Source organism: Edaphocola aurantiacus (genome assembly GCF_019797745.1).
In the GTDB taxonomy this organism is placed as follows: Bacteria; Bacteroidota; Bacteroidia; order Chitinophagales; family Chitinophagaceae; genus Edaphocola; species Edaphocola aurantiacus.
Window position 1 is genome coordinate 78,153 of the sequence record NZ_VOSI01000005.1, and the last position, 14,810, is coordinate 92,962.

Here is a 14,810-nt window from a genome sequence, read left to right on the forward strand (position 1 = left end):
ATAATCAACCATGGAAAAAGACATCAAAAAGCCGGTTGTCCGTAATAAGGAGAAAAGCAAACAGAGACTGCTTGCTGCTGTAGGGAAGATACTGAAGGCGAAAGGATTTGCGGCCCTGAAAGTAAATGATATTGCCGCTGTAGCGGGTCTGGATAAAAAACTGATCTATAATTATTTCGGAGGCACCGACGGACTTATAGATGAGTATATCCGCTCTCTTGATTTCTGGAGCAATGTATCGGAAGATGATGGTCCCGGCGATCTGAGCGATGGCGGACAAGCCTTTACCCGGAACATGATCCAGGGCCAGTACGATTATGTGGCGCAGAATAAAGAACTGCAAAAGATATTGCTCTGGGGCATTACGGAGCAGCGCAAATCGCTGAAAAAGATTGCCGATGAGCGGGAAGCAAACGGAGAAGTGCTGATGGCCAATATCACCGATCCCTTTTTCGGCGAACAGTCAGAAGAGTTCCGTGCAGCTATGGCTATACTCATTTCCGGAGCATACTATCTGAATATGTATACAACCAATGCCAAAACATTTTGCGGCATAGATCTTACCCAGCCCAAAGGACGGGATCAGATCAAAAATGCATTGGGTACGTTGGTAGACCTGGTATATGAGCGCAAGCGTAAAGGCTAATGTTTAAACTGTCGGGGTAGTAGTATCCAGTCTTTTTTGCAGCAGACACAAAACCCCGAGCTCTTCTACAGAAAGCTGCTCATTTGTTTGCATCATTTTTTGCACTGCCCGGTGCACTGTGGCTAGTGTACGTCCTTGCGTATAATGCGTAATCACCCTAGGATCAATATATGAACTACGGGCGATTGCCGGAGTATTGCCCAGTTTCTCACTCACCGTAACTACGGCATCACGAATATTCTTCTTCAGATTTTTCTGATCTTCAGGTTCTACGGCTCCGATCTCATCCAGGGCCATAGCTGCAATCACCGTGCCAGCCCAGGTACGGAAATCCTTTGCTGAGAATTCTTCGCCCATCACCTCATGTATATATTCATTCAGGTCATTACTCCTGATATCGTGTATATTATCTTCATCGTCAATGTATCTGAAGATTTCGTAGCCCGGTAGCTCATCCAGTTCCTGCACAATCTTTGTCAGTCTGGCATCAAACACATGCTTCTCCTGGTCCTGTCCCGATTTGCCGCGGTAGGTAAATATCATTTCATTACCCCTGATCTCCAGGTGCTTGCTGCGCAGGGTAGTGAGGCCATAGCTCTGGTTAGCCTTGCGGTAATACTCATTGCCCGGGCGAAAGAATGCCGCCTCCAGCAGGCGTACCATAGTCGCCAGTACCTTCTCCCTGTTCAGCTTACGCTTGCGCAAATGCTGTCCTGTAACCCGGCGCATATGTTCCAGCTGCGCCGCAAAACGAATGATGCGGTCAAACTTCTGATCGTCCTGTTGCTTACGGAATTTAGGATTGTAGATATATTGTTTGCGTCCCTTGACATCATAACCTGTTGCCTGTATCTTAGCTCTTGTTGAACTATTGATGCTCACTTTATCCCATGCCGGAGGTATAACCAGCGAGGCAAAAAATGCCTTTAATTCCGGGTCGGTGATATTCATTCCTGTTGCATCAGTATAGCTGAATCCTTTTCCTTTTCTGAAGCGGTGATAGATCATATACAATAGCTTAAGTGGTTGATACATATTGCCTTCGGATATAAATCTACGCACTAATTGTTTAAAAGAAAGTGAAATCTGATACTATCTGTATCCTGAGCCTATTATATAGCACTTTAGACATCAATGATCGTTTTGGAAGCCTTATTTTGATACAAGTATATAAGTGAGATATTGGCAGCAGGTGCAGCGCAAATGACTGAAAATACAGTGCAAAATGAGCTTGTATATTGGGTTGTTTGCATGTCCATCTGAAGCGTAATCCTAAATGAACTGTATTCAGAATCATAGAAGTGGAAATTAATCTGCTCAATTGTCTATTGATTTTTTGCTCACTCATAAATTTTTGTCAATTTTGTGATCCATTAATTATCATACATACCTAGCCTATATTAAAATATTTATGCCTGAGATAAATAAGAACAACTGGATTAGTAATCTAAGAGTGATTGCTACCCTTAGTGTGATCATACTACATGTTTCTGCCGAGCTTTTACTTTCAAGTTTTACGAACCCGCCAAATGTTTTCTGGAACGTTGCTAATTTATACGACAGTTTAGTACGCTATTGTGTTCCCATTTTCGTTATGATTACCGGTGCATTAATGTTGCCACAAGAAATAGAGTTGACCGCTTTTTTTCAGAAAAGGTTTAAACGTGTACTAATACCATTTTTATTCTGGTCATTGATTTATATATTTAATAGCTTTTTGTCAGATTTACATATTGGCAAAACGTTCACCCCACTATCTGCCATTAAGACAATATGTAACAACTTTTTATTCGGTGCTTCTTACCACTTATGGTATATCTATATGCTTATAGGATTGTATCTGTTCATACCTATACTCAGCAAATGGATAAGAAATTGTTCAGAAAAAGAGATCGTTTATTTCCTTGTGGTTTGGGCGTTTACAGTGACGATTGGAAGAATTAGCCATTTTGCGAATATCAGACCCTTATACTTCACGGGATACATTGGTTATCTGGTTTTAGGTTATTACTTGGCTAACAAAAGTTTTAAGCAAACAAAGAAGCAGATATCGTTTTATGCCTTAATGCTTATATTGGTTGGGGTTTTAAGCACTGCGGCTTTAACGTACATTGCTTCTGTAAAAAAAGGAGTGTTCTATGAGGAATTTTACAATAATTTCAATCCGAATGTTATGATGGTGGCTATAGGCGTATTTGTGCTTTTGAAATTCCAGGCGCCGGTTCGTAATAAAACCCTGTTGAAAGTAAGTTCTACTATTGATCAATATAGCTACGGAATATACTTAGTGCACGTTCTTGTCCTCATATACTTGAATAAGATCGGAATTAATGGACGGTTTATTCATCCGATAGTGGGAATTCCGATAACCAGTATAGTATGTTTAGGCTTTTCTACCCTAATCGTGTACCTTTTCAGGAAACTGCCTGGGGGAAAATTTATCTCCGGCTAAATAGATGTACATTCTGATAGGAAAGCCACTTATAAAAGAAAGCGCCCGCAATCTGCGGGCGCTTTCTTTTATAAGTGGCTTCGTCAAGAATCGAACTTGAATCTGGAGCTTCGGAAACTCTTATACTATCCATTGTACTACGAAGCCGGGAGCGCAAATATAGCGCATTTTTGTGTATCCCGATATACTTTTTAGAACCAGTCTTTTTTCTTAAAATAGACCAGCATCCCTATCGAAACGGCCATCATAAGCACAATAGTGAGGTAGAAACCGAATTGATTATGCAGCATCGGAATGCGCTCAAAATTCATCCCGAAAATACCACCGATCACCGTAGCCGGGGCCAACAATACGGTTACCACCGTCAGGATCTTCATCACCTCATTCATCTTCGTATTTACCTGGTTCATATACAGGTCCTGCAGGTTAATGGTCATATCACGATAACTCTCATTGTACTCGATCGCGAGTAGGATATGGTCGAAGATATCTTTAAAGAAACGTGCATTGCTGCTGTCGATCAGCGGCGACTGCGACTTCCAGAAAGAGTATACCAGGTCGCGCACCGGCGTAAGGGCACGGCGCATTACCATGATCTCATTGCGCAGGTTACTGATCTCTACCAGGATATTATTATTTGATCGGGTCGATATAGCTCTGTGTTCCAGATCCTCTAAGCGGTGTGCCAGAGATTCCAATACTTCAAAATAATCATCGACTACCGCATCGATCAGCAGGTAACAGAGGTAATCGGCGCTTTTCTTGCGCACTGCATCCAGCTTATTTTTCAGCTTCTGGCGTATGCCGTTGAACGGATCTTTATGATGTTCCGTCTGGAAAGACATTACGTAATTCTTCCCCAGCAATATACTCAGCTGCTCCTTCTCCACAATCCCCAGCTCCTCATTATAGGTCAGCATAGGCAGCAGACAGAAAAAGTGTTCGTCGATCTCATCCGTCTTGGCGCGCTGGCCTACACTCACAATGTCATTCACCAGCAGGTTATGTACATTAAAATGGCCGCAGAGTTTGCGTACCTCTTTCTTGCGTATACCATCTACATTGATCCAGAATATCTTATCCGTATCAACATAATTGATAAAACAGTCCTTTACATCTTTGGTTTTAAAGATGTCCGCTGCAATTTCATCAAAAGCATATACGGTATAATATATATTCTTCTTCTGGGCTTCAAGCTCAGGTTCGGCCTCCACCGCTTCATCAGGGCTATAGGTCTCCAGTTGCCGGTAACGGTTCGGCAACAAAAACTGCGGTACTCTATAGCGTTCTAGGACATTAAAAAATTTCACCGTGTAAAGTAAATACGATTAGACAAAAAATGGTAATTTTCGGCATTAAATTTTTATCGCTAAAATTAATACAGCTCATGGCCAATAAAGATACTTTCATCTCCGACATTAATAACGGATACACATTCAAAGGCTCCTCCTTCAGGCTGGGAGCAGGTATGCTCGATGGCACAGTAGTGCCGGAAGCTATTGTACAGGTGCCGTTAAAGACCATGAATCGTCATGGACTGATTGCCGGTGCTACCGGTACGGGTAAGACCAAAACCCTGCAAATGCTGGCCGAGGGCCTGAGTGATGCCTCTGTGTCGGTACTGATGATGGATATAAAAGGAGACCTGAGTGGTATTGCTGCTGCGGGCAGCAGCAATAAAATTATTGAAGAACGCTATGCAACGATGGGTCTGGAGTGGAAGGGCAGCGCTTACCCGGTAGAACTGCTGTCTCTGAGCCAGGAGAAAGGTACCCGTTTACGCGCTACCGTTACGGAATATGGTGCAGTGCTGCTTTCTAAAGTATTAGACCTTAATGATAACCAGTCCGGCCTGCTGGCTATGCTGTTTAAATATGCCGATGATAATCACTTACCAATTCTGAACCTGAAAGATCTGGTAAAGTTGCTGCAATATGCATCGGACGAGGGTAATGATGCCATCAGTCAGTCTTATGGCAATATCTCAAAAGCCTCTCTGGGCACGATCCTGCGTAAGGTGATCGAGCTGCAGAACCAGGGTGCTGATCATATCTTCGGAGAGAAGAGTTTTGAGATCGATGACCTCATGCGCCTATCCGATGATGGCCGCGGTATGATCTCTATTTTACGGGTAACGGATATACAGGATAAGCCTAAGCTGTTCTCTACCTTTATGTTACAACTGTTGGCTGAATTGTATGCCAATCTCCCGGAAGAGGGCGATATGGACCAGCCTAAGCTGGTGATGTTTGTAGACGAGGCGCACCTTATCTTTAACGAAGCCAGTAAAGACCTGTTGCAACAGATCGAGTCGATTGTAAAGCTGATCCGTTCTAAAGGAGTTGGTGTGATCTTCTGTACGCAGAACCCGCAGGATATACCGGCATCGGTACTGAGCCAGCTGGGTCTGAAGATACAGCATGCCTTGCGCGCTTTTACGGCCAATGACCGTAAGGCTATAAAAATGGCCGCGGAGAACTATCCCGAAACAAATTATTATACGATCGATGAAACCCTTACCCAGATGGGTATCGGAGAGGCTTTTGTAACCTTACTGAACGAGAAGGGTATCCCGACACCTCTGGTGCAGACCTATCTCTGTTCTCCGCATTCGCGTATGGATATCCTGAGCGAGCAGGAGATTGATCAGCTGGTGGGGCAGTCTAAACTAGCACCAAAATATAACCAGGAGATCGATAGCGAAAGTGCCTATGAACTGCTGCAGGCCAAGATAGAAGCCAATGTAACGGAGGCTGAGGTAAAGAAACCGGACACTGTGGCTAAGAATGGCAAACCAGCTAAAGAGGAGCCTTCTGTGCTGGATAAAATACTGAACAGTGCAGCCGGAAAGCAGGCACAGCGCAGCATTACCCGCGGTTTGCTGGATGTGGTTTTTAAAATGTTTAAATAATGCAGATTACCGAAACGCAAAACGGCATCAGCCTCGAACCCCTGGATACCGGACATACTGCTGCTTTATGGCATTGCATCAGCGAGCATAAACTGCATCTGCAACCATGGATCGATTGGGTAGGGCATTGCAGGTCTGAGGCAGATGTGGCAGCATATATACACCAGACACAGGATGAAGCTTATCGTCAGGAGGGACTTACTATGGTAGTGCGCTCAGGCAATGCTACTGTGGGTATTGTAAGCCTGCAGCACTGGAACCGTGATCTGAATATTGCCGAGCTGGGTTTCTGGATAGCGGCATCGGAACAGGGAAAAGGATTAATGCAGCAGGCCATACGGCAATTGCTGTCCTTTGGTTTTAAGGACCTGCGTTTACAGAAAGTGGAAGTAGCCTGTGCAGCAGCCAACACCCGTGCATTGCGTCTATTACAATACATGGGCTTCTCTGTCGAAGGCGTATTGCGCAGAGCCATACTGAGCAAGGGTTTGCTGACTGATAAAGTAGTATTGGGTTTGCTGAAAGAAGAATACCGTTAAGCGTTATAATATTAAATTGATTATCCAGACTTAGGAAACAAAGGCATTTTGGTCCTTTTGTTGCCCGACAAAAGGTGGCAATCATGGACAAATGGAAATCATAAGAATAATGTAAGTCATTATTTTCTGAAAGCGGGTATTATATAAAATTTTAGGGCCGGTGCAATACACCGGCCCTAAAATTTTATATAATATTCTGTAGTAATTATCCTAATTCAGGATACATGCTGAAACCACTCATGAATTCATTTACCTCACCTCTTACAGTGCTGATAACGGTTTCATCATCGGCATGCATCAGCACGCGATCCAGCCAGTTAACCACTTGCTGCATGTCATTTTCTTTCAGACCACGGGTAGTGATCGCCGGTACACCCACACGGATACCCGAAGTGATGAACGGTGATTTATCATCAAACGGTACCATGTTTTTATTCAGGGTAATGTCTGCTTTTACCAGGGTATTCTCCGCTTTCTTACCAGAGATGTTTTTGTTGCGCAGGTCGATCAGTAACAGGTGATTGTCTGTACCGCCGGATACCAGGTCATAACCTTTCTCCAGGAAGGCCTGAGACATTGCCTGTGCATTCTTGATCATCTGCTGTGCATATACTTTATATTCATCCTGCAGGATTTCGTGGAAGGAAACCGCTTTAGCCGCAATTACGTGCTCCAGTGGTCCGCCCTGGATGCCCGGGAATACAGACAGGTCAAGGAGATTGCTCATCATCTTGATCTCGCCTTTAGGTGTTTTATGTCCCCATGGATTTTCGAAATCATGCTTCATCATAATGATACCGCCACGAGGTCCGCGCAGGGTCTTGTGGGTAGTAGAGGTTATAAAATGACAATGATCGAAAGGAGAATTCAGTAATCCTGCAGCAATCAGACCGGCAGGGTGAGCGATATCCGCCATTACCAGTGCACCGATTTTATCAGCTACGGCACGGATGCGGGCATAATCCCAGTCACGGCTGTAGGCAGAGGCACCACAGATAATTAATTTAGGTTTTACTTCCAGTGCTTTTTGCTCCAGTGCTTCATAATCTACACGTCCGTCTTCTTTCTTTACACCGTAATGATGCGCTACATAAGTCTTACCGGAAAAGGCTACCGGAGAGCCATGCGTCAGGTGACCGCCCATGCTCAGGTCCAGGCCCAGGATCGCATCGCCCGGTTGCAGGATCGCTGCCTGTACCGCCATGTTGGCCTGTGCACCACTGTGTGGTTGCACATTGGCATATTCAATATTAAAGATCGCTTTCAGGCGATCGATAGCTAACTGTTCGCTTTTATCTACCACTTCACAACCACCGTAATAACGCTTGCCCGGATAGCCCTCGGCATATTTATTGGTCATTACGCTGCCCATTGCCTGCATTACCTGTAAGCTGGTAAAGTTTTCAGAGGCGATTAGTTCCAGTCCTCTGCGCTGGCGGTGCAATTCTTCCTGGATCAGGTCAAAAATAGCGGTATCTCTTTGCATAAGTCTACAAATGTGTTTTGGAGGTATAATTTGATGTCTGCAAAAATAGGTTCTTTTAGGCGAATAAAACAGTTGATTTTTACCGCATTTTTCTGCCAGAGGCACTTTGATATAAAACAAAAAAGTATACCTTTGCGCACAAATTTTTCAATGCTGGGCCGATCCAAGAACCTTGTTATACAGGTTATAGACTTTTTTTATTTTCCTTTTCTGCACAAGTTTATCCCGGTGCAAACCTTTCGTTATGCAGCATGCGGAGGCGGGAATGCCTTGTTCAACCTGGTGATGTTCTATATCGGGAACAATTTTATATTTACTGATGAGCTGATACATTGCGGGCCGTTTACCATGACGCACTATATTGCCGCTTTTGTATTTGCATTGTTGTTCAGCTTTCCGCTGGGTTTTATCCTGAACAAGTATGTAGTGTTTCAGCAATCGCACCTCAAAGGACGTATTCAGCTGTTTCGCTATGCAATGATTACCCTGTTCAGCATTGTAGCCAACTACGGGCTGCTGCATTTCTTTGCCGGTTACCTGGGCTTATGGGCTACGCCTTCACAGGCACTGACTACGGTCATCTTATCCATTACCAGCTATTTCGCGCAGATGTATTTTTCTTTTCGGACAAAAAAGACTAATATTAGTACAAATTAATATCCCATGATGCGGTTCCTTTCCCTCTGTTGCCTGCTGCTGTTGTCAGTAGCTCAGGACCTGCGTGCGCAGGAGTCCTCTTTGTTGTGGAAGATCAGTGGTAAAGAACTGGCACAACCTTCTTACCTGTTTGGCACCATACATCAGATCTGTGAAGAGGATTACTTCTGGACCGATACCATGCAGAAGTATTTTCACCGGGCCCAACAGTTGTGCCTGGAGCTGGATATGGATGATCCGTTGTTGGCAGTCAAAGTAAGTCAGCACTCTATCAATACAGGAGACAAATCTCTGAAAGATTATTTTACGCCTAAAGAATACAGTCGGTTAAGTGTTTATATCAAGGAACATACCGGACAGAGTATGGAGATGTATAACCGGCTGAAACCGATATGGCTGGTACTGACCCTCTCTAATGGCGACCTGGGTTGTGATGCTGCTACGGCATATGAGATACACCTGGTAGACTCTGCCAAGAAATATGAGATGCCGGTTATGGGACTGGAAACAGTAGATGAGCAGATGGCAGCCCTGAGCAGTATTCCGGAAGATAAGATCAAACCGTATATACTCGATATTATTGACGGGCGTACAGAACAGAATACAGAACTGTTTCAGCGCATGGTAGCTACTTACCTGAAGCAGGATGTAGAAGCCTTATACCGTATTATACAGTCGGAGAATGATGCGATGCTGAGCATGGATAAGCTATTGGATAACCGCAATAAACGCTGGATCTCGCGTATAGCAGATATCGGTAAAAACAAAAGTACATTCTTCGCTGTAGGTGCCGGACACCTTGGCGGACCGGGTGGGGTACTGGTTCTGCTGCGCCAGGCAGGGTATACCGTAACGCCGCTGAAGTAATATATATTCGCCGATTATTAAAATAAAACAGATCAATTGATGGAACAACAAATTAAAGAAGACTTACTCTCAAACTCAGGACTGGATGATATTTCGCAGGGTTACCTGCTGCAAACTGTGCGCTGGACCAAATTCATCGCCATCATGGGCTTTGTTTTTACAGGAATTGCATTACTGGCTATTTTACTGCTTGGTTTTACCGGCGGCCAGTCAGAAGGCGTGGCTTATGGAGTAGGCAGGGCTTTAGGTAGCGGCTTTGTTGGAGCGATTGTGATAGGGATTTATTTTTACCCGATGTATTGTTTATATCAATTCTCCCGGTATATGAAATCCGGTTTATATTACGAAGATAAGCTACAGGTAATGCAGGCATTCCGCCATCAGCGCAACCTGTATCGTTATATGGGCATCCTGCTTATTATTATGCTTGGCTTTTACGCCTTGATGTTCATGTTTGGCGGATTAATGGCAGGTATGGGTGCGATATAATTCAAATGAGATTATATAAAAAGCGGCTGTTATATACAGCCGCTTTTTTGATGCAATATTCTCTCCCGTAATTGAGTAGAATTAAATAATTTTTGTAATATTGGCCCTTCACTTTAAAAAAAACAAAAGAACAAAACTATGGAACAACATCTTCCGGGGGGTATTATTCCCTCATCAGGCCTCAATGAAAACAGCAAGGCATACCTGGGACAGACCGTGCGCTGGACCAACTTTCTGGCTATTTTAGGATTTATCAGTATCGGACTGATGCTCTTCTTCTCACTGCTTATCATCCTGGGCGGCGGCATAATGATGAATCGCTTAAGTGAGGTCTCGAGCTTCGGAACGATCGGTTATACCTTATTCGGTATGCTGTATCTTGGCATTTCTGTATTATACTTCTTCCCGGTATTTTATTTATACAAGTTCGGCCGGTTAATGAAGAGCGGCTTACTTACCGATAATGAGTTGCAGATTACAGAAGCTTTCCGTTATCAGCGCAATATGTATCGTTTCATGGGCATTATGGCCCTGATTGTAATCGGTATTTACATTCTTATATTTGTATTTGGCGCTCTGGGCGCGGCTTCTGGCGGTTTCAGGTAAGAAGAGCAATGCTTTTCGCATTGCTTCGTACTGCAGCAACTGAATCTTGTGCGTCTCTGCAAGTATTCGAAAAAGAAAAATCAACATAAGAAATATCATTAAAAAGGATTGCGGTGCAGGAATATTCCTGCACCGCAATCCTTTTTAATATATGCTACCGACTATGCAGTACCTCTTCTGATATCCGCTCCCAGTGCCTGGAGGCGTTTATCGATGAACTGGTAACCTCTGTCGATCTGTTCAATATTTTCAATCACACTCTTACCTTCTGCAGATAAGGCTGCGATCAGCAGGGCCACACCCGCACGGATGTCCGGAGAAGACATGCGTATACCGCGGAGGGCAGTCTGACGATTCAGTCCGATCACCACTGCACGGTGCGGATCACACAATACAATCTGTGCACCCATATCGATCAGCTTATCTACAAAGAATAAACGGCTTTCAAACATCTTCTGGTGTATCAGCACGGTACCTTTTGCCTGTGTCGCCATAACCAATATTACACTCAGCAGATCGGGAGACAGTCCCGGCCATGGATGATCGTAAATGTTCAGTACAGAACCATCGATAAACTGGCGTATGGTATATTGATCCTGTGCAGGAACGATAATGTCATTGCCTTTGATTTCCAGTTCCACTCCGAATTTGAGGAATGTTTCCGGCAAGATACCAAGGTGTGCCACATCGGCATCCTTAATAGTGATCTCGCTTCTGGTCATTGCCGCCATGGCAATGAAAGAGCCTACTTCGATCATATCTGCCAGCAGGCGGTGCGCACAGCCATTCAGCTTTTCAACCCCTTCAATCTGTAATAAGTTAGAACCAATGCCTTCGATCTTGGCCCCCATGCTGTTCAGCATACGGCAAAGTTGCTGAACATAAGGTTCACAGGCAGCATTGTATATGGTCGTCTTCCCTTTGGCCATTACCGCAGCCATTACAATATTGGCTGTACCGGTTACAGAAGGCTCTTCCAGCAGGAGGTCTGCACCCCTCAGGTAGGCCCCGTCCAGGGTAAATTCTTTTTGTTCTGCATCATAATGAAAGCTTACGCCCATGCGTTCAAAACCGATGATGTGCGTATCCAGTCTGCGGCGACCGATTTTATCTCCGCCGGGTTGTGGCAGGTACGTTTTACCGAAGCGTGCCAGTAAAGGACCAGCCAGCATTACAGCGCCCCTTAATTTGCCCGACTTCTTTTTATATTCCGCAGATTGCAGGAAATTGATATCTACCGAACCGGATTCGAATGTATAAGTATCTTCTGAGATGCGTTCTACTTTTACGCCCAGATCACCCAGCAGTTCGATCAGCATATTTACATCCAGGATATCCGGGATATTACTGATGGTAACTTTTTCTTCGGTGAGTAAAACGGCGCATAAAACTTGCAGGGCTTCATTTTTAGCACCCTGGGGTACAATGGTACCACTTAAGGGTTTACCTCCCCTGATCTCAAAAGTAGACATATAGAAACGGTTGATTTTTAGTGCTTGCAAAGTACTGCAATTTTTTAAAATTTTCCCTTGTATTTATGTTATAAAATGCAGCAGGGATAATATTTTATCCTATCTTAGCCACTCTTATAGATACCAATAATGGAAATATTACCACAAGACATCAGTACCAAACAATTACATGCATATTTGCTGGGCAGTATAGCCCCGAGACCTATTTGTTTTGCCAGTACCATAGACAGCGAAGGTAATGCCAACCTGTCTCCGTTTAGCTTTTTTAATGTTTTCGGTAGTAAACCGCCGATCTGTATATTTTCCCCGGCCCGCCGGGTGCGTGACAACACCATTAAAGACACGCTGGAGAATGTGATCGCAACCAAAGAGGTAGTGATCAATGTGGTGAGTTATGATATGGTGCAGCAGATGAGCTTATCTAGCTGTGAATACCCTAAAGGGACCGATGAGTTTACCAAATCAGGATTTACCCCGGTAGCCTCTACGCTGGTCAAACCTTTCCGTGTGAAAGAATCGCCGGTAAGTTTGGAGTGTAAGGTGCTGGAAGTAAAATCGATGGGAGATGAGGGTGGTGCTGCCAACCTGATTATCTGTGAGGTAGTGAAAATGCATATCAATGATCGCATCCTGGACGAGCAGCTGCAGATCGATCCGCATAAGATAGACCTGGTGGCCCGTATGGGAATGGATTATTATTGCCGCGCCTCCGGCGAGAGTGTATTTGAAGTGCCGAAGCCTAACCTGAAGTTAGGTGTGGGTATTGATCAACTGCCTTTACATATCAGACAGAGTGATGTGTTGTCTGGTAATGACCTGGGTTTGCTGGGCAACAGTACGAGCATACCGGTGGTTGCTGATATGCAGAACGATGAGCGCCTGATAGAGATCCTGAAAGATTATCGTTCAGAGCCTTCGACACTGAAAAATGCCTTACATACTTATGCTAAAGAATTACTGGCCAAAGGTAAGGTAGAAGAGGCCTGGCAGGTACTGCTCTCCGGTGAGGGCTAAGCAAAATTGAAACCGTCATATCGGATATAGCGCATGGCTAAAAATCAATGTGTCGGCCGGTTGCAAACCAGACTCACTTCGTTCAGACAGTGGTTTGCAACTCTATCGACTGAGCCAATGATTTTTTTAACGCTGGATTTATAAGGCCATTTTAAGCGATCCGTACAGTACGGATCGCTTATTGTTTTCATCACAGCGATAGTCATTTTGGAGTGGAGCTGCGATCGTTGAGCACCGAACGAATCACACGTTAAGCTCAGACGATCAATGTACGCAACGGTACAAAATGGTGGTGCCCCGCAATCGCCTTGATGAAAACAAAGGCATTTTTGGTCCTTTTGTTGCCGGACAAAAGGACGAATAAAATAGTTGACTAGATGTGGATAGTCAGTTAAAATAATAAAGCTCCTGTACGATACAGGAGCTTTATTATTTTATATTAAGGTATTGAAATTAGATATTCACCATTAATGGCATCAGTAGCATCAGCAGATCTTCCTGCTCTACTTTTTCAGTAGGTTTGAAAATACCCGCTCTTGAAGGAATGCTCAGTTCCAGGGCCACTTCTTCGCCTTCGATATTGTTCAGCATCTCTACCAGTAATTTGGCGTTGAACGCAATCTTCATGTCTTCACCATTGTACTGGCAGGTCATTTTTTCATTACCCTCGTAAGAGAAGTCGGTATACTGTGCACTTAAGGTTACAGTGTTACCTACGATATCAAATACCACCTGGCTGGTGCTCTTATCTGCAAACACGCTTACACGGCGCAGGGCATTGATCAGGTCTACGCGGTTAATGGTCAGCATAAACGGATTCTCAGCAGGTATTACCGCACGGTAAGGAGGGTATTTACCATCGATCAGGCGACAGTTCAGGCTGGTATGATTGGTTTTGATGAACAGGTGCGTATCAGTATAAGATAAAGAGATGGCAGAATCATCGTTCGGCAACCAGTTCTTCATTTGTTGTAATGGTTTTCTCGGTACAATAAAGTTACCGGTAACTGATGGGGTAATATCTGTATAAGCCAGGCGGATCAGGCGGTGTGCATCGGTAGCTACAAAAGTGATATCGCTTTCGTTCATTTCGAAGAATACACCGGTCATTGCAGGGCGCAGGGTATCGCTGCTGGTTGCAAAAATTGTTTTATTGATTGCCTCTACCAGTTTGATAGAAGGCAGGGTAAGGGTATTGGCATTTTCCGGGTTAGGCTCTTTCGGATATTCATCCGTTTTTTCGCCACCGATTTTGTATTTACCAGAGTTGCTGGAAATCTCGATAGTATAATCCTTAGGATTGATATTAAAAGTGATTGGCTGATCTGGCAGGTTTTTCAGGTATTCCAGCAGGATCTTAGAGGTAACACACACCTTACCGTTATTGTCTTCTCCTCCCAGTTCAGTCTGTACATCCAGTTTGGTTTTGATCATCGTCTCCAGGTCACAACCGGTAATGGTCAGGGTATTGTCTTTCAGTTCAAACAAGAAGTTTTCCAGGATAGGCATAACGGTATTGGAACTGATGATGCCGCCTACTAATTGTAAGTTTTTAAGCAGTGTAGATGAAGAAACAATAAATCTCATAATAGATCGGTATAAAAATGAGCAACAAAAATAATGTTTAATTCGGAGAAAAAATCAGGGGTGGACAAGTAGTGGAAAAAAATA

Annotated in this window: 14 protein-coding genes and 1 tRNA gene; 9 read left to right on the forward strand and 6 right to left on the reverse strand. The window is 44.1% G+C overall.

Annotated elements, in window-relative coordinates:
• Positions 1–10 precede the first annotated feature (10 nt).
• A complete protein-coding gene (locus tag FTD44_RS15135) occupies positions 11–646 on the forward strand; it encodes a TetR/AcrR family transcriptional regulator (RefSeq protein ID WP_222167227.1) in 636 nt (211 codons plus the stop codon).
• 3 nt (positions 647–649) lie between these two features.
• Here the strand turns inward: FTD44_RS15135 and FTD44_RS15140 are convergent, their stop codons facing one another.
• Positions 650–1,681 (reverse strand): DNA topoisomerase IB, encoded by a 1,032-nt coding sequence (locus tag FTD44_RS15140; protein ID WP_222167228.1) that lies wholly within the window; start codon positions 1,679–1,681, stop codon positions 650–652.
• Between the two features lie 376 nt (positions 1,682–2,057).
• Here FTD44_RS15140 and FTD44_RS15145 point away from each other — a divergent pair, with 376 nt between their 5' ends.
• Positions 2,058–3,098 (forward strand): acyltransferase, encoded by a 1,041-nt coding sequence (locus FTD44_RS15145; protein ID WP_222167229.1) that lies wholly within the window; start codon positions 2,058–2,060, stop codon positions 3,096–3,098.
• Between the two features lie 75 nt (positions 3,099–3,173).
• On the opposite strand, the gene FTD44_RS15150 is transcribed toward FTD44_RS15145, so the two are convergent.
• Together FTD44_RS15150 and corA are read right to left on the reverse strand one after the other, a co-directional pair.
• Positions 3,174–3,245, reverse strand: a tRNA-Arg gene (locus FTD44_RS15150).
• A 44-nt stretch (positions 3,246–3,289) separates the two neighbouring features.
• Positions 3,290–4,408 (reverse strand): magnesium/cobalt transporter CorA, encoded by a 1,119-nt coding sequence (gene corA / locus FTD44_RS15155; RefSeq protein ID WP_222167230.1) that lies wholly within the window; start codon positions 4,406–4,408, stop codon positions 3,290–3,292.
• Between the two features lie 77 nt (positions 4,409–4,485).
• On the opposite strand from corA, the gene FTD44_RS15160 reads away from it, so the two are divergent.
• Both FTD44_RS15160 and FTD44_RS15165 read left to right on the forward strand, forming a co-directional pair.
• Positions 4,486–6,009 (forward strand): helicase HerA-like domain-containing protein, encoded by a 1,524-nt coding sequence (locus FTD44_RS15160; RefSeq protein WP_222167231.1) that lies wholly within the window; start codon positions 4,486–4,488, stop codon positions 6,007–6,009.
• Positions 6,009–6,548, forward strand: a complete 540-nt coding sequence (locus FTD44_RS15165; protein ID WP_222167232.1) for a GNAT family N-acetyltransferase — start codon at positions 6,009–6,011, stop codon at positions 6,546–6,548. The genes FTD44_RS15160 and FTD44_RS15165 overlap by 1 nt, the downstream gene beginning before the upstream one ends.
• 205 nt (positions 6,549–6,753) lie before the next feature.
• Here the strand turns inward: FTD44_RS15165 and FTD44_RS15170 are convergent, their stop codons facing one another.
• A complete protein-coding gene (locus tag FTD44_RS15170) occupies positions 6,754–8,034 on the reverse strand; it encodes a serine hydroxymethyltransferase (RefSeq protein WP_222167233.1) in 1,281 nt (426 codons plus the stop codon).
• A 132-nt stretch (positions 8,035–8,166) separates the two neighbouring features.
• Between FTD44_RS15170 and FTD44_RS15175 the strand changes: the two genes are divergently transcribed.
• From FTD44_RS15175 to FTD44_RS15190, 4 genes are all read left to right on the forward strand, one after another.
• Entirely contained in the window at positions 8,167–8,691 is a 525-nt protein-coding gene (locus FTD44_RS15175) for a GtrA family protein (protein ID WP_161971334.1), read from the forward strand.
• A gap of 6 nt (positions 8,692–8,697) precedes the next feature.
• Positions 8,698–9,558 carry a TraB/GumN family protein gene (locus tag FTD44_RS15180; RefSeq protein ID WP_222167234.1) on the forward strand — a complete coding sequence of 287 codons (861 nt, stop codon included), beginning with the start codon at positions 8,698–8,700 and terminating at the stop codon, positions 9,556–9,558.
• 39 nt (positions 9,559–9,597) lie between these two features.
• Entirely contained in the window at positions 9,598–10,047 is a 450-nt protein-coding gene (locus FTD44_RS15185; RefSeq protein ID WP_222167235.1) for a hypothetical protein, read from the forward strand.
• Between the two features lie 138 nt (positions 10,048–10,185).
• Positions 10,186–10,653 carry a hypothetical protein gene (locus FTD44_RS15190; protein WP_222167236.1) on the forward strand — a complete coding sequence of 156 codons (468 nt, stop codon included), beginning with the start codon at positions 10,186–10,188 and terminating at the stop codon, positions 10,651–10,653.
• A 161-nt stretch (positions 10,654–10,814) separates the two neighbouring features.
• Here FTD44_RS15190 and murA read toward each other — a convergent pair whose 3' ends face one another.
• A complete protein-coding gene (murA, locus tag FTD44_RS15195; RefSeq protein WP_246625458.1) occupies positions 10,815–12,155 on the reverse strand; it encodes a UDP-N-acetylglucosamine 1-carboxyvinyltransferase in 1,341 nt (446 codons plus the stop codon).
• A 99-nt stretch (positions 12,156–12,254) separates the two neighbouring features.
• On the opposite strand from murA, the gene FTD44_RS15200 reads away from it, so the two are divergent.
• Positions 12,255–13,139 carry a flavin reductase family protein gene (locus FTD44_RS15200; RefSeq protein WP_222167237.1) on the forward strand — a complete coding sequence of 295 codons (885 nt, stop codon included), beginning with the start codon at positions 12,255–12,257 and terminating at the stop codon, positions 13,137–13,139.
• Positions 13,140–13,592: 453 nt separating this feature from the next.
• Here the strand turns inward: FTD44_RS15200 and dnaN are convergent, their stop codons facing one another.
• Complete coding sequence (gene dnaN, locus FTD44_RS15205) at positions 13,593–14,726, reverse strand: DNA polymerase III subunit beta (RefSeq protein ID WP_129021912.1); 1,134 nt, start codon at positions 14,724–14,726, stop codon at positions 13,593–13,595.
• Positions 14,727–14,810 lie beyond the last annotated feature (84 nt).